Below are 22874 nucleotides of genomic sequence, written 5' to 3' on the forward strand. Positions count from 1 at the left end.
GTAGAGGTGAAGAGAGATGCGAAACAAACAAAGCCTAGTCTTTTTGGCAAGTAGTTTATTCTTACTAATCCTTGCGCCTATTACTAGCGAAGCGATTAGTAATCCTTCGACAAATATCAACGAAGTCAATCGGGAAATAGTGGAGGAATCGGCCAATGATCAGGCAACTAGCGCTCCTTCTCACTCGGAAACATTAGAGCAAGAACCTTCCCTAGAAACGACAACAACAACCGATAATCATCCAGCAGAAACAGACCAATCAACGGCTACTTTAGAACCTAGCGAACAACAAAAGGATGACGATAACAGTGCAACGGAATCGGCGATAGTTGAACCACAGCCGCGCATGTTGGCTGCGCCATACGCTACTTCATTGCCTGATGATCCTAATATCATTCCAATCGACAAGGTATTTCAAGAGCCAATTGGAAATGCAACAAGTATTTTAGAAGGTGGGAAGTTATTACAACTAAACCCAGCTGTTAAATCACAAAAAGGAGCTATTTGGTCAAAAAAACCAATCAGTTTATTGTCGGATTTTACCTTTAAAAGTTATTTGTATTTAGGAAACGAGTATGCAAATGCTGGTGATGGTATGACCTTTACCTTAACGAATGATCCTAGAATGTCCACAACGCCTCAAGAAGTCATTGGTTCACCTGGGATGGGAATCGGTGCATACTCCACGAAAGCTGGTCAACCTTATGTTAGAAATGCCTTATCGATTGAGTTTGATACCTATAAAAATACTGGTAGTTCCAACCGAATGGACCGAGAAATTTCACAAGATAAGGGAAATGGACATTTAGCTTTTGTCACTCCGAAAGCTAATAACAATAGCTATACAGGGGAGCATTCAGGTGTCACCGTTGCGCCAACCTATCTATCTAATGGAACCTGGCGCATGTTGACTGTTCATTGGAATGCCGCAGCCAAAGCATTAACATATGATTTAGAAGGTGTGGGCACGAATACGTATGTAGTTTCAGATTTAAATGCACAATTTGGCGCAACAACGGTTTATTGGGGCTTTACATCATCCACAGGTGGCAAATACCAAGAGAATGCTTTAGCAATGACACAAATTCCTACCAACGTTACGTCACAAGCAGCCCTTAGCGTGAATGGTCAGGAATTTAGCTCAGCTGTTGAAGCAGTGAAAAATGATCAGGTGAGACTACGGAATACGTTGAATATTGACAATGACTTTATCGAAGATCGTCAACCGCAAGTAAGCATTGACTTACCTGATGAATTAGCATATGAAGAAAATTCATTAACGATTGATGGTAAAAAGGTAGCAGCCAAAGATCTGACACAAACAGGGAATCACTTAACAATTGCTTTAAATGACTACCTAGTTTTAAAGAAGGACATGATTATTGAATTAAAAACAACCCTTCAAGATAATACGCCCGAAAAAGTTTTAACTATGAACTTTGACTATTATGAAGAAGGAACCTTACTGCAAAAGTCAAATAATGTAACGATTACTATTCCTAAACCAACAGAAAAAACAGTAACCGTTTTTTATAAAGACGCGGAAGGTAAAGATATTGCTCCACCTAAAAGTGTAACAGGGAAAATTGGTGCACCCTATCAAGAAAAACCCCTAGATATTTCTGGCTATGTTTTTACAAAAGACTCGGGCAATGCGGAAGGAACAATGACAGAGGAAACAAAAGATATTTATTTTTACTATCGTTTAGGGGAACTATATTTTAAAGAGGCACCAAAACAGATTACTTTTGGTACGGAAAAGATACGTAATCAACCACTAATTAAACTTGGGCATCCCACCGAAGGACTCAAAGTCGTGGATGAACGTAACGCAAATAATTGGCGCCTGCAACTAAAGCAAACGCAACCGTTAACAAATGATTCAATTGTAATGCCAGATGTTTTTTCTTTCGTTTCAACTGCTGGAAGCTCTCAGATTACAAATGAGGCAATTACGCTTTTAGAAAGTAATCAGAAAGGTGAAACAGATTTAACAGCATTACTTGATGAATCAAAACAACAAGGAATTCAAATCAATGTTCCTGTAGCTTATCAAAGAGTTGGAACATTTAAAGCTCGTTTATCTTGGGCGTTAGAAGATGTGCCAGGAAATTAAAGAAAAGAATGGAGAAAAGAAAATGAAAAAAGTAACAACAGTATGTTTATCCACATTTATTTTAGGGAGCTTAGGTATGACTTCTCAAGCCTTTGCAGAAGATGGCGGTAGTTATACATCTAATGGTATCGTAGAATTTACACCAAGTGAAGAGCCAACTAATCCGGTTGACCCAACGGATCCAACTAATCCAGTTGATCCTATTGACCCAACAGATCCTGAAGGTCCTAATCCAGGAACAAACGGTCCGTTGTCAATTGATTATGCGTCAAGTCTAGACTTCGGTGTTCAAAAAATCACGTCGAAGGATCAGACTTATTTTGCTGCTACCCAAAAATACAAGACAGTAGGCGCAACCGATGAAGTCAAAGAAGGGCCTAACTATGTCCAAGTAACAGATAACCGTGGAACCGAAGCTGGCTGGTCATTAAAAGTGAAACAAGAAGGACAATTTAAATCAACTTCTGGTAAAGAATTGACTGGGGCAGCTATCACGTTTAAAAACGGAAATGTAGTGACTGCTTCAGATTCAGGCAAACCAACAGGCCCAGCCACAATCACGCTAAATTCAGATGGTAGTCAATCAGATGTAATGAGTGCAGCGAAAGGAAACGGTGCAGGAACTTATTTATTTGATTGGGGAACAGATGCAACTACAGCTGCTAAAAGTATTGAGTTAACTGTTCCAGGTTCTACAACCAAATACGCTGAAAAATACGCCACAAAATTAACATGGACGTTGACAGACGCTCCAGGAAATTAAACGAGTTTTAAAAAGAAGAATAGCGGGGAACATGGTTACCTGCTATTCACTACATATAGAAAAGGAGTAAATAATTTGAACAGAAAAAAACAACGATTTCTTTTTTTTCCGATACTACTAATTCTTTTAGCGTTAGTACCTAGCAATGGTTTTGCCAGTGAATTTAATTTTGCGGTTACGCCTATTCCATCAGAAAAACAAGTAGATAAAGAAAAAACTTACTTTGATTTATTACTAGCACCAAATGAAGAAACTGAGTTGAAAGTGAACTTGCGCAATGATACAGATAAAGAAGTAAAGGTAGGTATTTCCATCAATAGTGCCATTACCAATTCAAATGTAATCGTGGAGTATGGTGAAAATAAGGGGAAAAAAGATCAAAGTTTAGCGTTTGATATAAAAGACTACGTTCAATACCCTAGCTCAGTTCGTTTAAAACCGAAAAGTGAACAAACGGTTTCTATTAACGTCAAAATGCCTAATACACCCTTTGATGGAGTGTTAGCTAGTGGTATCACTTTTAAAGAAGAAACGTCGGATGAAGGCAAACGCCAAGACGATAAGAGTCAGGGGTTATCCATTAAAAATGAATATTCGTATGTCGTTGCATTATTGATGCAACAAAACAAAAAAAAGGTTGAGCCGAATTTACTTTTGAAAAAAGTCTCACCAGGACAGATTAATGCTAGAAATGTGATTTTAGTCAATCTACAAAATGATCAAAAAACATATATTAACCAAGTTGCCTTTTCGGCAGAGATTACCAAAAAGGGACATGAAGAAGTTTTATATAAAGAGGAAAAAGCAAACATGCAAATTGCACCAAATACCAATTTTTCTGTTCCCATTGCGCTAAAAGGGCAACCACTTAAGCCAGGAGATTACCATTTGTCTATGACCGTTGTTGGGAATAAAGATGCTGCAGGCTCATTTAAAAAATCAATAAACAATGAATCGATATCTTTTAGAAATCAATGGCAATTTGAAAAAGACTTTACAATTAATGGTGAAGTTGCCAAAGAATTAAATGAAAAAGATGTCACCTTAAAAGAAAATCATTCGAATTTATATTTGATGATTGGCTTACTACTATTATTGATAGTGATTTTAATCATTGCCTGGTTGATTTGGCGAAAAAAGAAACAGGAAAAAAACGAAAGAGAAATATAAAGAGTAGTTAATTTTTGATTTGATCATCGGCAACGTTTTTGTTTGTTTTTGCTTATCAAACATGCAGTTTATTCAACAAACCTAACTCAAAAAAAGAAATAATAAGAAGGAGTATTGTTAAATATCGTCTGATACCACTTTACTAGTTATATTTTTTGTTTTGTTATGTAGCTAAAGTATTTGGCAATATATGTGAGAAAAATGGATAAATACAAACATTTACTATTATGGAGTACATTGTTACTCTCGTTTTTTCAAGTAACCAATGTGCAAGCAGCAGAAGAACGGAATCCAATTTATAATCCGACCAATCCAACAGAAGAAATTTATCCGATTGAGAATACTGGCACACCAGAAAAAATGGAAGAAACAAATGAAAGTACTATGACTAGCGAAACGCAAGCGGAAGAAAGTAGCGAAGACGTTAGTAAAAAAGAAGTGACAACCAATAATCCAAAAACAAATGAAGAAAGGCCTTCTTCCAAGAAAAGTCAGCATCAAGTATTTTTCACGGATGAATTATTTGATGCTAGCCATATCACCATTGTACCAAATAGCACAGGCGGTGCTGGAACGGAGGGGCAAAACACTTTTTACTTGAATTTCATACGGGAATTAGTAGGAACGGCTATTTATGGGAGAAAGAACTGATAAATGATGAATTATGAAATTTTTTTAAATAAAGAAGATCAACGAAGTTATTCCTTGCTAAGGCATTTAGAAGAAAGTCCCACGCTATCAGGTACTTTTATTGCACTTCGCGAAGAATTATCAATGTCGAATTTTTTAGTCAAAAAAACATTAGAAAAATTAAAAGCAGATATTGACAATCTAAAGTTAAGCGACAGCTTAACTTTAGTCGTTTCTGATGTAGATGTTACACTTGAAATTGATGGAAACTATTCAAGTAAACTTTTGCTCACGAAATACTTAACAGAATCGCTCTCTTTTAAATTAGTGTTGTCTTACTTTAGAGGAAATTATAGTTTGACAAAGTTTGCTGAATGTAATCATGTCAGCACCTCTGTGGCGTATAGTACCTTACAGCGGCTAAAAAAAGCCTTAAAGGAGTATCAGATCTATTTTAGTAAACGGGAAATTGTCGGCAATCAAAAAGCAATTTCATTTTTTTTGTATAAATTGTTCACGCTTTCCAATCAACCAATTTCCGAACTATATTCGGTAAAAGTTTATAATGAAGCGAAACGTGTATTACAGTCTGTTGAGTTAAACTATACTTTCACCACCTATGAGCGACGCAATTTTTTCCATTATTTAGCTATTATGATTAACAACGAAGGACGTGCGGTGGAAGGGATCGATACGCGTGCACTGAATACATTTTCAGAGGAACTAATAAAAAAATCGCAAGTGGCATGGGCATTGGCCTCAAAATCATTAACGTATACGATTGTTTTTTTCTTGTATTTGCATGGCAAACTAGAGAAAAAATATGTCATTCACGAAGATCCTACGATTGAAAGCCTAACTCGTGTTTTCATTGGAAGTTTTGAAAAAGCATTTAATTGTTTAGAGGAGTCAACAAGGAATACTCTAGAAGAAGGGTTAGCAATTATTCATTTCAATGTTATTTACTTTCCGATTAATATGTTTGACGATTTTGAAATGGATTTACAGTTTTTTAAGCAAACATATCCGGAATTTTATTTTTATTTAATTGAATATATTCGTTGGTTAACAGCAAAACATAAAAAAATTGCGAAAGCCAATCACTGTTTGTTTTTTAACTATCTATTGTTGCTAATTAATCATGTTCCGGTTCATTTAATTGCAGAGCCAGCCAAGGTCCTAATTGATTTTTCTTATGGAAAAGAGTATAACCAATTCATCAAAAAAAATTTATCCGTCTATGTGAATTTAAATGTAGAAATTATTGACCCGTTATCAGATACCTTACCAGATGTGGTGATTACCAATTTAAATAACTTGTATCAAGAAGAACAGAGTAAAGTTATGGTTTGGCTGGATCCACCTCGTTCGATTGATTGGGTCAATTTAACGCAATCATTATTGACTATTCAAGAAGAAAAATATCAACAACAAAAAGAATCAACAAAGACAAGCGGTGATCCTATCGAATAGAATCATCGCTTGTCTTTGTGTTTAAGTCTTTACAAAACCACCCAAGTGTTTTATAATATGAATATACATTCATATGAATATAAAAACATTAATGAGGAGGCGCATAACAATGTCAAAACAAACAGGTGCACACACACATGAAGAAAAAGGTAAAAACGTTCCAGTTATTCTCTTTTTTACAGGATTGGCTCTTTTCTTTATCGGTTTATTTTTAGGGAACATGCTCTTAGTGAAAAATATTCTTTTCTCGTTAGCTGCTATTTTAGCTGGTTATCATATTATTGGGGAAGGCTTTGGAGATACGTATCGGGATACGAAAAACAATCGAAAGTTTTCGCCTAATATTCATTTGTTAATGACCTTAGCTGCAGTTGGTTCAGCATTAATGGGAAGTTTTGAAGAATCAGCATTGTTGATTTTGATTTTTGCGGCGGCGCATTTCCTTGAAGATTATGCCCAAGGCAAAAGCCAACGTGAAATTACAAAACTATTAAATTTAAATCCAACAGAAGCTCGCCTGATAACAGACGACGGCTCAATTCAAACTGTGTCAGTTGAACAATTGAAGATTGGTGACCGCGTGCAAGTCCTCAATGGTGCGCAAATTCCGACAGATGGCGTCGTGATTGAAGGAAGTACCGCTGTGGATGAATCATCTATTAATGGGGAAAGTATTCCCAAAGAAAAAAATAGTGGGGACCCAGTTTTTGGTAGTACTATGAACGGTTCAGGCACAATTGTTGTTGAAGTAACGAAAGATAGTTCAGAAACAGTTTTTGCAAAAATCGTACAGCTCGTGAACCAATCACAAGAAAATCAATCGGAAATTGCAAGCAAAATTAAACGATTTGAACCAAAATATGTCACACTAGTTTTAGCAGTTTTTCCACTAATTGTTTTAGGTGGCGCATTACTTTTCCAATTGACTTGGGCTGAAAGTTTTTACAGAGGCTTGGTCTTCTTAATTGCTGCCTCCCCTTGTGCATTAGCAGCGAGTGCCGTTCCGGCAACTTTATCAGGAATTTCCAATTTAGCAAAACAAGGCGTTTTGTTTAAAGGTGGCTCATTCTTATCAAATTTAGCTGAAGTGAAAGCACTCGCTTTTGATAAAACAGGCACACTAACAAAAGGCAAACCTGAGGTCACAGATTATCTTTTTGTTGATGGCTTAGAAGATCGCCAAGACGAATTAGTAGCTGTTTTAACAAATATGGAGAAAAAATCCAATCATCCATTGGCGACGGCGATTGTTAATCGCTTTGAAGCAGAAACAACGGCTTTAAATTTAGAAGTAGAAAATATTGTCGGGGTGGGTTTAGTAACGACCATTGCAGACACAACTTTTAGAATTGGTAAACCATCTAGTTTCGAACAAGTGCCAACAATCATTGAGAAACAAACAACGAAATTAGCGAGTGAAGGCAAAACGGTAGTGTACTTTGCCGAAAATGAACAAGTGATTGGTTTAGTGGCATTGATGGATGTTCCTAATGAAGAAGCAATGAACGCCATTCACTATTTCAAGTCACAAAATATTGAAACAACAATGATTACAGGAGATGCAAAACTTACGGGTGAAGCAGTTGGTCGCTTAGTAGGCGTGGACCAAGTTTTTGCTAATGTTTTACCTGAGGAAAAATCAGCGATTGTTGATCAATTAAAACGCGAAGTAGGAATGACAGGGATGGTTGGTGATGGCATTAACGATGCGCCCGCTTTAGTGAATGCTGACATCGGAGTGGCGATGGGGGATGGTACAGACATTGCTATCGATGTTGCAGACGTGGTAGTGATGAAAAATGATCTTTCTAAATTAGGCTATGCTCACCGTGTCTCAAAACGCTTGAATAAAATTGTGCAGCAAAATATTATTTTTTCAATGTTAGTGGTAGCAACGTTAATTATCTTGAACTTTTTAGGTATTGCGAATATCGCATTTAGCGTACTTATTCATGAAGGAAGTACCTTAGTGGTCATTTTTAATGGCTTGCGTTTATTAGTTAATACAAAATAAGTCAAATAGTCACTTGCAAGAAAGGAGAGAAAGCGATGAATTCTTTAAAAATGATTGAACTTTCTCTCACCGACGTTGTCATTCGGATGGCTCTAGCCGTGGTTTTTGGAGCTTTGATTGGGTTAGAAAGAAGTATTAAAAGAAAAGGCTTCGGTATCAGTAGTAATGCCATTTTATGTTTGGCCTCCTGTACGATTTCCATTTTACAGATTCAATCGGTGGATATTTTAGTCGATGTGGTGAAACAAAATAGCGCCTTGGCGTCCATTATTTCTATGGATATTACACGATATGGCGCCCAAGTGATTAGTGGCGTAGGCTTTCTCGGTGCGGGGATTATCGTTTTTAGAGAAAGGAAAGTCTCTGGGTTAACGACAGCAGTAATGATGTGGAATGTTACTATTATTGGTTTAGTCATTGGGATGGGCTTTTTAACCATTGCGTTTATCAATCTCGTGGCAACTTTGCTAGTATTAGCTCTGGCCCATTTTAAACGAAAAACTCCTTTAAAACGATTGCAGCTTATCGTAAAAATGAAGGAACCCATGATTAAAGAAAGCCGACTGCATGAACAACTTCAAGCTTCTTTAGAAAAAGGGGAGCGCTTAGTAGAATTGACTTTGGAATCCGAACAAGAGGCAGTAACAGCAAAGATTTCTTATGTAGGCAAAGAAGATTTCTGGCATTCCAACTTGCACCATCTCTTAAAAGAAAAAGGGCACGTTCAATCTGTCTCTGTCACGGAAACAATTTAATCATAAAATAAAGCACTTGGGCGCTAGCGCGCGCCAAGTGCTTTTGTTTAAATATTTAATACTTTATCTAAGAAATCTTTTGTTCGAGGGTTTTGAGGATTTTCAAAGACTTGCTCTGGCGAACCATCTTCTAGGAAGTTACCGCCATCAATGAACATTACTCGATTAGCCACTTCTTTTGCAAAGCCCATTTCGTGAGTAACGATGACCATTGTCATTCCTTGTTTTGCTAAATCTTTCATTACACCAAGAACATCGCCAACCATTTCTGGATCAAGAGCTGATGTTGGCTCATCGAAAAGCATAATATCAGGATTCATCGCTAACGCACGTGCAATTGCGACACGTTGTTTTTGACCACCAGATAAAGAATCTGGATAGGCATCTTTTTTATCTGCCAACCCAACACGTTCTAAAAGTTCTAACGCTTTTTTCTCCGCTTCGTCTTTTGATAAGCGACCTAAATCGGTTGGTGCTAAAACAATATTTTCTAAAATAGATAAATGTGGAAACAAATTGAAATGTTGGAAAACCATGCCGATATGTTGACGGACTTGGTTGATGTCCGTATTTTTATCTGTCAAGTTCGCACCATCAATAATAATGTCTCCGCTAGAAGCTTCTTCTAATTGATTCAAGCAACGTAAAAAAGTACTTTTACCAGAACCAGAAGGACCGATGACGCAGACTACGTCGCCTTCGTTAATAGAAACATTAATGTCGTTTAAGACCGTGTTGTCACCATATTTTTTTACTAAATGTTCAACTAAGATTTTTTCAGTCATATTAGTTCACCTTCTTTTCAAGGTTTTTCGCTAATTTAGTTAAGCTAGTAATTAAAATTAAGTAGATTAACGCAATAACGAAGTAAACCATTGTACTTTGTAATGTCCGAGCAACAATAATTTTTCCTGTTTGTAGTAGTTCGATTAAGCCAATTGCTGAAAGGATAGTTGTATCTTTCAATGAAATAACAAATTGGTTAATGAATGAAGGAATCATAATGCGAATCGCTTGTGGTAAAATAATTTTTTGCATTGTCCGATTATAGGAAAGACCTAAACTTCTTGAAGCTTCCATTTGGCCAACTGGAACAGCTTTGATTCCGCCGCGCACAATTTCAGAAATATAGGCACTGGCATTTAAAGTTAATGTGATAATCCCAGCAATGAAGACCGGGATATTAAAGCCCAGCACACCAGGTAATCCGAAATAGATGAAGAACGCTAAGACCATTAAAGGAATTCCACGAATTAAATCAACATAAATAGTTGAAAGTACACGTAATGCTTTGATTGGTGAAACGCTGAATAGCCCAAAAATAACGCCGACAATTAAAGCAAGTACGAAGGAAATCAACGTTAATAGAATCGTCATCCATAAACCGTGTAACAATTGTTTCCAGTTGTTTTGCATGAAGCCAACAAACGTAGATTCGTCAGCTGTTTCTTCTTTGGCTTCGTTGCCATCTTTCACGTAAGTGCCGATAATTTTATCGTATTCACCTGTACGTTTCATTTCTTTTAAGCCTTCGTTAAACATTTCAAGTAGTTCAGGATTTTGCCCTTTTTTGACAGCAAAACCGTAAGAACCACCTTTTTCACGAGGAATTGGTGTCGCTAGTGGTTGATTTTGCGCAACCCCATAGCCAATGACAGGATAATCATCCATCATGGCATCAACTTCGCCAATTTCTAATGCACTGTATAATGCATCAGTTGTGTCTAAATACTTAATTGAGTAATCATATTTCTTTTTATTTTTTTCTAAGAAATCAGCACTTTCAGTACCAATTTTTACGCCGACTTTTTTGCCTTTTAAATCATCATACGATTTAATTTTGTCATTGCCTTTTTTGACCGCAATTTGAATACCGCTATCAAAGTAAGGAACAGAGAAGTCGAAGGCTTTTTTACGATCATCCGTAATCGTCATGCCTGCAACCATCCCATCTGCTTGACCAGATTCAACAGCTTGGACAGCAGAACTAAAACCAATAAATTTAAATTCAACAGTAAAACCTTGCAATTCAGCTGCACGTTTGACTAAATCTACATCAATTCCGACATAATCGCCTTGGGCATTTTGAAACTCAAACGGAGCAAACGTAGAATCACTAGCAATCACATATTTCTCTTTTTTAGGAGTGATTTTTTTCATCTGTTCGCCAGCGTCTTGTGTGTTTGTTTCATCACCTGTCGCTAAGTAGTTGTTTAAAATTTTATCATAAGTACCATTGTCTTTAAGATTTTTCAAACCAGCGTTGAACTTTTTGATTAATTCAGGGTTTTGACCTTTTTTCACTGCGAAACCATAAGAACTGCCTGTTTCTTTATCGCCAACTAATTGTAATTTTTGGCCATTTTTCACTGCGTAGCCCAATACAGGATAATCATCAACGATTGCATCCGCTTCGCCGTTTTCTAAGGCTTTATAAAGACCCGTTGCATCGTCAAAATTTTTGATGGTGTAGTCATATTTCTCTTTATTTTTTTCAAGGAAGTTGGCACTTTCAGTTCCAACTTTAGCCGCAACCGTTTTGCCTTTTAAATCATCATATGATTTAATTTTGTCGTTTCCTTTTTTAACCGCTAATTGTAAACCGCTATCGAAGTATGGATCTGAAAAATCAAAGGATTTTTTTCGCTCATCCGTAATACTCATTCCAGCAATCATGCCATCAATTTGTTTAGATTGAATCGCTTGGACTGCACTATCGAAGCCTAATGGTTTTAAATCCACTTCAAAATCTTGATCTTTGGCAATCGCATCTAATAAATCAACGTCAATACCAATGTATTTTCCTTTTGAGTCTTGGAATTCAAAAGGGGCGAATGTTAAATCCGTTCCAATTGTATATTTCTTTCCTTCTGCATGTGCTGAAGTGCCACTAATGAATGTTAGCAGAGTTACCATCATCACAAAGAAAGAAAGTAAAAAGTGTTTCCTTTTCATAAAATACCTCCTAGTTTTGCATATTGAACAATTATATAGTAAGAAATAGGAAGCTGACAAGTATTTGAACGCTAAAAAGAGAAAAAAACTCTAATTTCCTTACATTTCATGTTATAAAATATGACATAGAAATCAAGAACAAAAGATTAAGATCAGTTGAAGTCCGAAACAGCAAAAGTGGCGAAAATATGTTCGGTATGTTAAACTAATAAGTGGACATTCTGCCAGAATGGGCCGATAATTTAAGAGAAATTAAACACTTTGAGGGGGAGTTATAAATGATCGAAAGAGAAACTTCCAATACCTTTCATTTGGCTTCTAAATATGAGCCTGCCGGAGATCAGCCAGCCGCTATTGCTGAACTAGTTGACGGTGTCAAAGGTGGAGAAAAAGCTCAAATTTTACTTGGAGCGACCGGAACAGGTAAAACATTTACAATCTCTAATGTGATTCAAGAAGTGAACAAACCAACATTAGTGATTGCACATAATAAAACACTAGCTGGACAATTATACGGGGAATTTAAAGAATTTTTCCCAGATAATGCGGTCGAGTATTTTGTCAGTTACTATGATTATTATCAACCAGAAGCATATGTACCCTCAAGTGATACATATATTGAAAAAGATTCCAGTATTAATGATGAAATTGATAAACTACGCCATTCAGCGACAAGTTCTTTATTGGAACGAAACGATGTCATCGTGGTAGCGTCAGTTTCTTGTATTTTTGGTTTAGGGGATCCGCGGGAATACAGTCAACAAGTTGTTTCATTACGTGTGGGAATGGAAATGGATCGTAATGAGTTACTAAAAAGCTTAGTCGATATTCAATTCGAACGAAATGATATTGATTTTCAACGGGGGCGTTTTCGTGTCCGCGGTGATGTGGTTGAGATATTCCCAGCTTCACGGGATGAGCATGCGCTACGTGTTGAATTTTTCGGAGACGAAATTGATCGAATTCGTGAAGTAGATGCGTTAACTGGTGAAATTGTCGGCGAAACAGAGCATGTAGCTATTTTTCCGGCAACACACTTTGTGACGAACGAAGAACATATGGAACATGCCATATCGCAGATCCAAGAAGAATTAGAGGCACGTTTGAAAGTGCTTCGCAGTGAAAACAAATTATTGGAAGCTCAACGTTTGGAACAGCGAACCAACTATGATATTGAGATGATGAGAGAGATGGGCTATACGTCAGGGATTGAGAATTACTCTCGACATATGGACGGTCGCCAAGAAGGAGAGCCGCCGTATACGCTGTTGGACTTTTTCCCAGATGACTTCTTACTTGTAATCGATGAGTCTCATGTAACAATGCCGCAAATTAGAGGAATGTATAATGGCGACCGAGCACGGAAACAAATGTTAGTGGACTATGGTTTCCGTTTACCAAGTGCACTTGATAACCGACCGCTTCGTTTAGAAGAATTTGAACAACATGTAAACCAAATTGTTTATGTATCGGCAACACCAGGCCCTTATGAAATGGAACAAACAGAGACTGTTGTTCAACAAATCATTCGACCAACAGGTTTACTAGATCCAGAAGTAGAAATCCGCCCAATTATGGGTCAAATTGATGACTTGGTGGGCGAAATTCATGAACGGATCGAAAAAGATCAGCGAGTGTTTGTCACAACCTTAACGAAGAAAATGGCCGAAGATTTAACCGACTATTTCAAAGAATTAGGCTTAAAAGTTAAATATTTGCATAGTGATATAAAAACACTGGAAAGAACGGAGATTATTCGCGATTTACGATTAGGTGAATTTGATATTCTAATAGGTATTAACTTATTACGTGAAGGAATCGATGTGCCAGAAGTTTCCTTAATTGCGATTCTAGATGCGGATAAAGAAGGCTTCTTACGTAGTGAACGCTCATTAGTGCAAACGATGGGACGGGCTGCCCGGAACGCCGAAGGAAAAGTCATTATGTATGCAGATAAAATCACCGATTCGATGCAACGAGCTATGGATGAAACGGCACGACGTCGGGCAATCCAAGAAGCATATAATGAAGAACATGGTATTGAACCAAAAACAATTATTAAAGAAATTCGTGATTTGATTTCTATTTCCAAAACAGCTGATAAAGATGAAACCGTGGTTCAATTGGATAAATCATATGAAGATTTATCAAGACAAGAAAAAGCTGATTTATTAATGAAACTTGAAAGAGAAATGAAAGATGCGGCCAAAGCGTTAGACTTCGAAACTGCAGCCACATTACGAGATACCATTCTTGAATTGAAAGCTGCCAAATAAGTCAACCAACGGATTAAGTAAAAGATACGATGAACCATCGTATCTTTTACTAATCTTTTCTCTATAGAATGACTTGAAATGATTTGACGTAAGAGATTTAGTAAAAGGAGAACATATATGGCAAATGATAAAATTGTGATTCATGGTGCACGCGCCCATAACTTAAAAAATATTGATGTCACGATTCCTCGTGACAAAATGGTTGTTGTAACTGGACTATCTGGTTCTGGCAAAAGTTCATTAGCGTTTGATACGCTTTACGCAGAAGGGCAACGACGTTATGTAGAGAGTCTCTCTGCTTATGCGCGACAATTTTTGGGACAGATGGATAAACCAGATGTTGACAGCATCGATGGTTTAAGTCCAGCTATTTCAATTGATCAAAAGACGACAAGTAAAAACCCGCGCTCAACGGTGGGGACGGTCACAGAAATCAATGATTATTTACGATTGTTATTTGCTCGGGTAGGTCATCCAATTTGTCCTAACGATCATATTGAAATTACCAGTCAGTCTGTTGAACAGATGGTTGATAAAGTTTTAGAGCTACCAGAGCGAACAAAAATTCAAATTTTGGCGCCTGTTGTGGTCAAGAAAAAAGGCCAACATAAAAAAGTGTTTGAAATGATCCAACGTGAAGGGTATGTCAGAATGCGGGTGGATGGTGAAACCTATGATGTTAGTGAGGCACCAGAACTTGAAAAAAATAAAAAACATGATATTGCGATTGTGATTGACCGTATCGTTGTGAAAGAAGGTATTCGCTCTCGCTTGTTTGATTCGTTTGAAGCGGCTTTGCGTTTAGCTGAAGGTTACGCAATTGTTGATGTGATTGGTCAAGAAGAGATGTTGTTTAGTGAACATTATGCTTGTCCTTATTGTGGGTTCACAGTCGGTGAATTGGAACCGCGCTTGTTTTCATTTAATGCACCATTTGGCGCTTGTCCCGATTGTGATGGTTTAGGTGTTAAATTAGAAGTGGACAAAGACTTAGTGATTCCAGATCCCACTAAAACCTTGAGAGAAGGAGCCATTGTTCCGTGGAACCCTATTAGTTCCCAATATTATCCACAAATGTTGGAACAAGCAGCCACCAGTTTTGGGATTGATATGGATACGCCGTTTGAAGAATTACCTGCAGACCAACAAGAAATTATTTTAAATGGTTCTGGCGAGAAAAACTTTCATTTTCATTATGAAAATGACTTTGGTGGTGTTCGTGATGTGGAAGTGCCATTTGAAGGGATTTTAAAAAATATTAAACGACGTTATCATGAAACAAATAGCGATTTTACACGAGATCAAATGCGGTTATACATGACAGAATTGACTTGTCGAAGCTGTCAAGGGTATCGTTTGAATCCGCAAGCTTTAGCTGTAAAAATCAATGGCACGCACATTGGTGAAGTCAGTGAATTAGCAATAAAAAATGCGGTCCAATTTTTTGAAGGTGTGTCTTTATCTGAACAAGAAACAACGATTGCTCGGCCAATTTTAAAAGAAGTCGAAGATCGGTTAACCTTCTTAAAAAATGTCGGGTTAGATTACTTAACCTTAAGTCGAGCTGCTGGTACACTTTCTGGCGGAGAAGCACAAAGAATTCGCTTAGCAACACAAATTGGATCAAACTTATCAGGCGTCCTTTACATTTTAGATGAACCATCAATTGGTTTGCATCAACGAGATAACGACCGCTTGATTGACTCATTGAAAAAAATGCGGGACTTAGGCAATACATTAATTGTGGTGGAACATGATGAAGATACAATGATGGCTTCGGATTACTTGATTGATGTGGGACCTGGCGCTGGACATCTGGGCGGTGAAATTGTAGCCGCTGGTACGCCGGAAGAGGTTGCTAAAAATCCGCATTCATTGACTGGACAATATCTTTCTGGGAAAAAAGTGATTCCTGTGCCAAAAGAACGTCGCAAAGGTAATGGCAAAGCGATCAAAGTCACTGGTGCCAGTGAAAATAATTTGAAAAATGTCAGTGTTGAATTTCCGCTGGGTGAATTTGTTGCTGTCACAGGCGTTTCAGGTTCAGGGAAAAGTACTTTAGTCAATCAAATTTTAAAAAAAGCGCTGGCCCAAAAATTAAATCGTAATTCCAATAAACCCGGGAAACACAAAAGCATCACTGGTTATGAAGCCATTGAAAAGATTGTTGACATTGACCAAAGTCCAATTGGTCGAACACCAAGAAGTAATCCAGCGACTTATACTAGTGTTTTTGATGACATTCGCGATTTGTTTGCCCAAACAAATGAAGCCAAGGTTCGTGGCTATAAAAAAGGTCGCTTTAGTTTTAACGTCAAAGGTGGCCGTTGTGAAGCTTGTCGCGGGGATGGTATCATCAAAATTGAAATGCACTTTTTACCTGATGTCTATGTGCCTTGCGAAGTTTGTCATGGCAAACGTTATAATTCTGAGACGTTAGAAGTTCATTATAAAGGCAAAAACATTTCTGATATTTTAGATATGACGGTGGAAGATGCCGTAGAATTTTTCAAACATATTCCTAAAATTCATCGTAAATTGCAAACAATTGTGGATGTAGGCTTAGGCTATGTGACATTGGGGCAGCCAGCAACTACTTTATCTGGTGGGGAAGCACAGCGGATGAAGCTAGCGAGTGAACTTCATAAAAATTCTAATGGGAAAAACTTTTATATTCTGGATGAACCAACAACAGGCTTGCATACCGATGATATTGCGCGGTTGCTTCTAGTATTAGAGCGTTTAGTGGAAGCGGGCAATACCGTTTTAGTGATTGAACATAACTTGGATGTCATCAAATCTGCGGATCATGTGATTGATCTAGGGCCAGAAGGTGGCGACGGTGGTGGGACGATCGTGGCGACAGGAACACCAGAAGAAGTTGCTAAAGTCAAAGACAGTTACACAGGATATTATTTAAAACGTGTTCTGAAATAAACATTAATGATTAGATAAAGAACCTTGTTTTTATGGGAAACAAGGTTCTTTTATTATAAAATAACAAATATTTTTTAATAAAAATTAAAAATAAATGTTGACTTAATGTGTAATTAAAAGATATACTATGTTTGTTAACAAAATAACAATGAACACGAAGGGAAGTCTTAAATGAAAAACAAAAAAATAACAACAAGTTTATTAACAGCAGGAATGGTCTTAGCTATCGGAATCACACCTTTTGTACATAGTAACACAATGGAAGCAGCGACCTTAATTTCACAATCAGACCATGAAAAAGTAATGAGCTTTACCAAGAAAGACTTAAAAGAAGCAACGGGCATTCAATTGGAGCCGGCGACAGTACAAGCCGTTCATCAGGAATTAAAGCAACAAATCACCTGGGAAACATTAGGCTATTCCACAATTGATGCGCAAAATATTGCGACACGTTTTACACAAAATACATATCAGGCTCTGGGGATTTTAACAGATATCGCCAACCATTCAGACCTTCAATTGAAAGTCATTACCATTAATAATCCCTATCTAGCAACAGCTAAAATTGGTACCTTTAAGTGGGAAACCGTAACTCCTGAAGTTGGTGGGGACCATGAAACAGCAGACAATGAACTAACCACACCGACACCAACTGTTGTCAGTCTTCAAGAGATTGACGTAGAAATCGAATACGACGAAAATGAAATTGAGTTCACCTATGAAATAAAATCGAACGGAACAATTGAAGCAACGTATGAAGATGAATCTGCTGATTTAGAATTAGAAGGTAAGGCAGCACAAGACAAAATCATGACTCTTTTAGATGGATTGTCAATCAAAACAGCTACAAATGAACAAATTAAAGAACACATTACGAAAAAGTTAGCCGTGAATGAACAAGTAAAACAATTTGAGTTTGAAGCTAATTTTACTGATAAAACAGAAATTAAGTTTGTATTAAAATAACACAGAGTTATATAGTATAATTCAGCAATTAAAACAGCATTGACATTTTTGTCAATGCTGTTTTTCTATGAAAGAATAGAAATCTTTATAAGAATGATTGAAAAGCTTTCTTTGATACGCCCGGGGTGTTATAATATAGTGATGCAAGTGAAGGGAGTGTTGAATATGCCAGAAAATTTACAACTGGTTATTATTACAGGAATGAGTGGCGCTGGAAAAACAGTCGCTGTTCAAAGCTTTGAAGACATGGGCTATTTCTGTATCGACAATTTACCACCAAGCTTAATCCCAAAATTTTGGGAATTAATTAAAGAATCTGGAAAAGTTACCAAGATTGCGTTAGTGATCGATTTACGTTCACGGACCTTCTTTAGAGAAATTCAGGATATGTTAGTCGAACTTGAAAATACTAATTTTATTGATACAACGATTTTATTTTTAGATGCCACCGATGAAGAGTTAGTTTCTCGTTATAAAGAGACACGGCGTGCGCATCCAATGGCGATGGATGGTTTAGTGACAGAAGGTATTCGTAAAGAACGTGCAATGCTGGAAGAAATCAAGGCGGATGCTCAGTTGGTCATTGACACTACGGACTTGTCCCCTCGTCAATTGCGGGAACGTTTGAATAAAGAACTAGCAACGAGAGAGACACACGAATTTCGAGTGGAAATGGTGTCCTTCGGCTTTAAATATGGGTTGCCGATTGATGCAGATATCGTCATGGATGTTCGCTTTTTACCTAATCCCCATTATATTGATGAACTACGGCCGTTAACTGGAATGGATCAACCTGTTTATGATTATGTGATGGGCTTCCCAGAAACAGATGAATTTTATACAAAATTTATCGATTTACTGCGAACAGTCTTACCTGGATATAAAAAAGAAGGTAAAAGTAGCGTCACCATTGCAATTGGCTGTACTGGCGGACAACATCGCTCTGTTGCATTGACAGAACGTGTTGGCGCTGAATTAAAAGAGGAAGATTACCATGTTAATATTACCCACCGCGACCGCTTAAAAAGAAAAGAAACGGTTAATCGCTCTTAATGAAAACCTATCGAATTCGTAAACCGAAGATCGTGGTTGTTGGTGGTGGAACAGGCTTGCCAGTAATTTTAAAAAGTTTAAGAAATCAAAGTGTTGATATTACTGCCGTCGTAACGGTCGCTGATGACGGCGGTAGTAGTGGCGAGCTTCGTTCATCTATTAATAACATGACACCTCCGGGAGATTTAAGAAATGTTTTAGTGGCACTGTCAGATATGCCACAATTATATGAAGATATTTTTCAATATCGTTTTGATAAATCAGATAGTCATTTTGCCAATCATGCAATCGGTAATTTAATCATTGCTGCTGTCTCAGAAATGAGAGGAAGTACGTATGAAGCCATTCAATTGCTTTCAAAAATGATGCATGTTGATGGACGGATTTATCCATCATCAGAACGGCCATTAACGTTACATGCCGTATTTAAAGATGGCTCAGTGGCGGTGGGAGAATCAAAAATTGCACTGGATCGCAAGACGATTGACCATGTGTTTGTAACAAATACACACGGAGAAGAACAGCCAAGAGCTGCGCGTAAAGTCGTCAAAGCAATTGAAGAAGCAGACATGGTCGTGTTAGGACCGGGGAGTCTTTTTACAAGTATTTTACCTAATTTAGTTATTACAGAAATTGGTGAAGCCATCAAACAAACGGCAGCGGAAGTAGTCTATATTTGTAACATCATGACCCAAAAAGGGGAAACGGAACATTTTACGGATGCAGATCATGTTCGTGTCTTAAACGAGCATCTACAAGCGCAGTTTGTTGATACAGTGCTGGTTAACACAGAAAAAGTACCAGAAAATTACATGGATCCTGAAATTTATGATGAATATTTAGTTCAAGTAAAGCATGATTTTCAAGGATTACGTGAAGAAGGATGCCGAGTCATTTCGACAGACTTTTTAGAATTAAGAGATGGCGGAGTTTTTCATGATGGGGAAAAAGTTGTTGAAGAACTTTTCCGTATCGTATTTGGAACGAAATATTAATTAATCAAAAGAATCAAGAGAGGAGGAGCTTAGATGTCTTTTGCCTCGGATGTCAAAAAAGAGTTAACTGGTTTAGAAGTCCATCGAGAACACGCGAAAGCAGAATTAGCAGCATTAATTCGGATGAATGGCTCACTTAGCTTAGTTAATCAACAGTTTGTCTTGAATGTACAAACGGAAAATGCTGCAATTGCTCGTCGAATGTATTCATTGCTGAAAGATCATTACCATGCACAAGCAGAATTATTAGTTCGTAAAAAAATGAAACTAAAGAAAAATAATGTTTACATTGTGCGTCTAAAACAAGATACACAAAAAATTCTAGCTGATTTGGATATTATGGATGGGGTCGTTTTTAATGGCAATGTGTCAAATGAAATCATGGGTAACGCGCAAAAAATGCGTTCCTATTTACGTGGGGCCTTCATGGCTTCTGGCTCAGTTAATAATCCGGAAACAAGTCGCTATCATTTAGAAATTTTTTCAATTTATGAAGAACACAATAATGATATTTGTAAGATGTTGAATTACTATGACTTAAACGCTCGAACATTGGGACGCCGAAATGGGTATATTTGTTATTTAAAAGGTGCTGAAAAAATTGCCGACTTTTTAACGTTAATTGGTGCCACGAACTCTATGTTGAAATTTGAAGATGTCCGGATTGTCCGTGATATGCGGAATTCAGTAAATCGTTTAGTAAATTGCGAAACAGCGAATTTAAATAAAACCATTGATGCGGCTTCAAAACAAATTGAAAATATTCAATTTATTGAAAGTACAGTAGGGCTGACATCATTACCGGAGAAACTTCAGGAAATCGCAGAATTACGGTTAGAGTATCCGGAAGTTAGTCTCAAAGAACTAGGGGAAATGATTCCTTCAGGAGCTATTTCTAAGTCAGGTATTAATCATCGTATTCGCAAAATTAATGAATTTGCAGAAAAATTACGAGAAAAAAGTGCGTAACTTTTCTGCTCCAGAAGTGAAGAATAACATTTCCGTTTGAAGTGCTATCCTTCACTTTTTCTTTAAGCGTGTAAAAAAAATAAAGTGTGCAAAAAGTGTGTAGCGCTGAAATGTAGTGTTGACCTGTGGTTTAAAGAAACGACGTTGGCACGAATGTTGCATGTAATAAAATGCAAGCGATTACTTATTGCTGTTTTTAACTAAAACATTAAAAACTATTGGAGGGGTCAAAATGGTTCAACGATTAATTAGTGCAAATGCATCAGAAATCAAACGGATGTCAAAAGAAGAGCTGTTTCAGAGTATTAAAGCGAGCGAAGGGCGCGTAATTTTATCGGAAAATGTGGTAGTTCATCCATCCGTAGCAGGTGATATCACTTGTGCGGAAATGTCAAAAGCATATGGCGCAGACATGATTTTATTGAATGTTTTCGATGTTAATAAACCGATTGTAGTAGCCGCTTATGAAGGGCAATATACTGCGGAAACATGTGTCCCTAATGATGAGGTTGTTCATCGTTTGAAAGAACTAGTCGGTTTACCGATTGGCATGAATGTCGAACCTGTTGATGAAAATTTAGACTTAGCTTCAACGAGAGTTTCGATTGAACCAGGTAGAAAAGCATCAGCAGCTACTTTCAAAAAAGCCAATGAACTGGGTTTGGATTTTATCTTATTGACAGGTAATCCAGGAACTGGCGTGACCAACGACTTGATTGCTAAGAACGTGGCCTTAGCCAAAAAACATTTTGACGGCATCATTATTGCCGGAAAAATGCACAGTTCAGGCGTAGATGAACCAGTGGTCAGTTTAAAATCAGCTGAACAATTTATTGAAGCGGGCGCTGATATTGTCTTAGTCCCAGCAGTCGGTACGGTTTGGGGCATCGATGATCAACAAGTCAAAGAAGTTGTGGATTTTGCACATTCAAAAGGAAAATTAGTTATGAGTGCCATTGGAACTTCACAAGAAAGTGCTCAACCTGAAGTTATCCAAGCAATCGGCATTAGAAATAAAATTTTAGGCGTAGATATTCAACATATTGGCGATGCCAATATGGGCTTAGTTGGTATTGAAAATATTAAAGAGCTTTCTGATGCGATACGCGGGAAAAGACATACTGTTGCTAGAATGGCTCGTTCGATTAATCGTTAAAAAAGTGAACAGAGGCACGAATTCAGAAAATTTGAATTCGTGTCTTATGATTTTTTTATTGAAAAACGGTATACTAAAAGAGAAATAAAGGTTTGAAAGGATGAGGTTTTTTATGGATATTTCAGTAATTGATGCAACAAAAGTTAACACAGAAACAGGGCTTCACATTGGTGAGCGCAATGCCCCTGTCAAAATGATAGAATTTATCAATGTTCGCTGTCCTTATTGCAGAAAATGGTTTGAAGAGTCTGAGGAACTGTTAGCACAATCTGTCAAAAGTGGTAAAGTTGAACGTATCATTAAGTTGTTTGATAAAGAAAAAGAAAGTTTACAACGCGGCAATGTGATGCATCACTACATTGACTATTCAGCGCCTGAACAAGCACTGTCAGCATTGCATAAAATGTTTGCTACGCAAGATGAATGGGGAAACTTAACCTTAGAAGAAGTAGCGACGTATGCTGAAAAAAATCTTGGTTTAAAAGAACAAACAGATGCAACGCTTGTTTCCGCAGTGATTGCTGAAGCCAATGCGGCGCACATTCAATTTGTGCCAACGATCGTCATTGGTGAGCATATCTTTGACGAAAGTGTTACTGAAGAAGAATTACGAGGATACATTGAAAAATAAAAAAATGGAAACAGC

General features: G+C 37.3%; 17 protein-coding genes. 15 read left to right on the forward strand and 2 right to left on the reverse strand.

From position 1 onward, the window contains the following. The first annotated feature begins 16 nt into the window (after positions 1-16). The 7 genes from IGK54_RS02555 to IGK54_RS02585 all read left to right on the forward strand — a co-directional run bounded on the left by IGK54_RS02555 (position 17) and on the right by IGK54_RS02585 (position 8921). Positions 17-2116 (forward strand): lectin-like domain-containing protein, encoded by a 2100-nt coding sequence (locus tag IGK54_RS02555; protein WP_430603164.1) that lies wholly within the window; start codon positions 17-19, stop codon positions 2114-2116. Between the two features lie 22 nt (positions 2117-2138). Beyond that, a complete protein-coding gene (locus IGK54_RS02560; protein ID WP_002355609.1) occupies positions 2139-2879 on the forward strand; it encodes a WxL domain-containing protein in 741 nt (246 codons plus the stop codon). 75 nt (positions 2880-2954) lie between these two features. Next, positions 2955-4049, forward strand: a complete 1095-nt coding sequence (locus tag IGK54_RS02565; RefSeq protein ID WP_002361272.1) for a DUF916 and DUF3324 domain-containing protein — start codon at positions 2955-2957, stop codon at positions 4047-4049. A 201-nt stretch (positions 4050-4250) separates the two neighbouring features. Beyond that, a complete protein-coding gene (locus IGK54_RS02570) occupies positions 4251-4700 on the forward strand; it encodes a hypothetical protein (protein ID WP_002363200.1) in 450 nt (149 codons plus the stop codon). A 3-nt stretch (positions 4701-4703) separates the two neighbouring features. Then, on the forward strand, positions 4704-6152 hold the full coding sequence (locus tag IGK54_RS02575) for a helix-turn-helix domain-containing protein (protein WP_002358731.1): 1449 nt from the start codon (positions 4704-4706) through the stop codon (positions 6150-6152). 109 nt (positions 6153-6261) lie between these two features. Further along, on the forward strand, positions 6262-8166 hold the full coding sequence (locus IGK54_RS02580) for a heavy metal translocating P-type ATPase (protein ID WP_002386153.1): 1905 nt from the start codon (positions 6262-6264) through the stop codon (positions 8164-8166). 35 nt (positions 8167-8201) lie between these two features. Next, positions 8202-8921, forward strand: coding sequence for an MgtC/SapB family protein (locus IGK54_RS02585; protein ID WP_002361276.1), 720 nt, complete (start codon positions 8202-8204; stop codon positions 8919-8921). 47 nt (positions 8922-8968) lie between these two features. Here the strand turns inward: IGK54_RS02585 and IGK54_RS02590 are convergent, their stop codons facing one another. Further along, positions 8969-9706 (reverse strand): amino acid ABC transporter ATP-binding protein, encoded by a 738-nt coding sequence (locus IGK54_RS02590; RefSeq protein ID WP_002355616.1) that lies wholly within the window; start codon positions 9704-9706, stop codon positions 8969-8971. A 1-nt stretch (position 9707) separates the two neighbouring features. Beyond that, positions 9708-11876: an amino acid ABC transporter substrate-binding protein/permease gene (locus tag IGK54_RS02595; RefSeq protein WP_002361277.1), complete on the reverse strand. Its 2169-nt coding sequence runs from the start codon at positions 11874-11876 to the stop codon at positions 9708-9710. 278 nt (positions 11877-12154) lie between these two features. On the opposite strand from IGK54_RS02595, the gene uvrB reads away from it, so the two are divergent. From uvrB to IGK54_RS02635, 8 genes are all read left to right on the forward strand, one after another. Beyond that, positions 12155-14152 carry an excinuclease ABC subunit UvrB gene (gene uvrB / locus IGK54_RS02600; RefSeq protein WP_002355618.1) on the forward strand — a complete coding sequence of 666 codons (1998 nt, stop codon included), beginning with the start codon at positions 12155-12157 and terminating at the stop codon, positions 14150-14152. 117 nt (positions 14153-14269) lie between these two features. Beyond that, the gene (gene uvrA / locus IGK54_RS02605) at positions 14270-17089 is read left to right on the forward strand and encodes an excinuclease ABC subunit UvrA (protein ID WP_002361280.1); all 2820 of its coding nucleotides are present in this window, start codon (positions 14270-14272) and stop codon (positions 17087-17089) included. A gap of 171 nt (positions 17090-17260) precedes the next feature. Next, positions 17261-18055 carry a YusW family protein gene (locus tag IGK54_RS02610; RefSeq protein ID WP_142957336.1) on the forward strand — a complete coding sequence of 265 codons (795 nt, stop codon included), beginning with the start codon at positions 17261-17263 and terminating at the stop codon, positions 18053-18055. A 165-nt stretch (positions 18056-18220) separates the two neighbouring features. Then, complete coding sequence (gene rapZ / locus IGK54_RS02615; protein WP_002355625.1) at positions 18221-19108, forward strand: RNase adapter RapZ; 888 nt, start codon at positions 18221-18223, stop codon at positions 19106-19108. Next, entirely contained in the window at positions 19108-20103 is a 996-nt protein-coding gene (locus tag IGK54_RS02620; protein WP_002355627.1) for a gluconeogenesis factor YvcK family protein, read from the forward strand. The genes rapZ and IGK54_RS02620 overlap by 1 nt, the downstream gene beginning before the upstream one ends. Before the next feature lie 33 nt (positions 20104-20136). Then, positions 20137-21072, forward strand: a complete 936-nt coding sequence (whiA, locus tag IGK54_RS02625; RefSeq protein ID WP_002358736.1) for a DNA-binding protein WhiA — start codon at positions 20137-20139, stop codon at positions 21070-21072. A 232-nt stretch (positions 21073-21304) separates the two neighbouring features. Further along, positions 21305-22228 (forward strand): hypothetical protein, encoded by a 924-nt coding sequence (locus tag IGK54_RS02630; protein WP_010825043.1) that lies wholly within the window; start codon positions 21305-21307, stop codon positions 22226-22228. A gap of 112 nt (positions 22229-22340) precedes the next feature. Continuing rightward, positions 22341-22859, forward strand: coding sequence for a DsbA family protein (locus IGK54_RS02635; protein ID WP_010712027.1), 519 nt, complete (start codon positions 22341-22343; stop codon positions 22857-22859). Positions 22860-22874 lie beyond the last annotated feature (15 nt).

Source organism: Enterococcus sp. DIV2384, from assembly GCF_050534975.1.
GTDB classification, from domain to species: domain Bacteria; phylum Bacillota; class Bacilli; order Lactobacillales; family Enterococcaceae; genus Enterococcus; species Enterococcus faecalis.

Bases quoted from the DNA above. Each gene is read 5' to 3' on its own strand.
- IGK54_RS02555 (WP_430603164.1), top strand. From the start codon at position 17: ATGCGAAACAAACAAAGCCTAGTCTTTTTGGCAAGTAGTTTATTCTTA.
- IGK54_RS02560 (WP_002355609.1), top strand. From the start codon at position 2,139: ATGAAAAAAGTAACAACAGTATGTTTATCCACATTTATTTTAGGGAGC.
- IGK54_RS02570 (WP_002363200.1), top strand. From the start codon at position 4,251: ATGGATAAATACAAACATTTACTATTATGGAGTACATTGTTACTCTCG.
- IGK54_RS02575 (WP_002358731.1), top strand. From the start codon at position 4,704: ATGATGAATTATGAAATTTTTTTAAATAAAGAAGATCAACGAAGTTAT.
- IGK54_RS02580 (WP_002386153.1), top strand. From the start codon at position 6,262: ATGTCAAAACAAACAGGTGCACACACACATGAAGAAAAAGGTAAAAAC.
- IGK54_RS02585 (WP_002361276.1), top strand. From the start codon at position 8,202: ATGAATTCTTTAAAAATGATTGAACTTTCTCTCACCGACGTTGTCATT.
- IGK54_RS02590 (WP_002355616.1), bottom strand. From the start codon at position 9,706: ATGACTGAAAAAATCTTAGTTGAACATTTAGTAAAAAAATATGGTGAC.
- IGK54_RS02595 (WP_002361277.1), bottom strand. From the start codon at position 11,876: ATGAAAAGGAAACACTTTTTACTTTCTTTCTTTGTGATGATGGTAACT.
- uvrB (WP_002355618.1), top strand. From the start codon at position 12,155: ATGATCGAAAGAGAAACTTCCAATACCTTTCATTTGGCTTCTAAATAT.
- uvrA (WP_002361280.1), top strand. From the start codon at position 14,270: ATGGCAAATGATAAAATTGTGATTCATGGTGCACGCGCCCATAACTTA.
- IGK54_RS02610 (WP_142957336.1), top strand. From the start codon at position 17,261: ATGAAAAACAAAAAAATAACAACAAGTTTATTAACAGCAGGAATGGTC.
- rapZ (WP_002355625.1), top strand. From the start codon at position 18,221: ATGCCAGAAAATTTACAACTGGTTATTATTACAGGAATGAGTGGCGCT.
- IGK54_RS02620 (WP_002355627.1), top strand. From the start codon at position 19,108: ATGAAAACCTATCGAATTCGTAAACCGAAGATCGTGGTTGTTGGTGGT.
- whiA (WP_002358736.1), top strand. From the start codon at position 20,137: ATGTCTTTTGCCTCGGATGTCAAAAAAGAGTTAACTGGTTTAGAAGTC.
- IGK54_RS02630 (WP_010825043.1), top strand. From the start codon at position 21,305: ATGGTTCAACGATTAATTAGTGCAAATGCATCAGAAATCAAACGGATG.
- IGK54_RS02635 (WP_010712027.1), top strand. From the start codon at position 22,341: ATGGATATTTCAGTAATTGATGCAACAAAAGTTAACACAGAAACAGGG.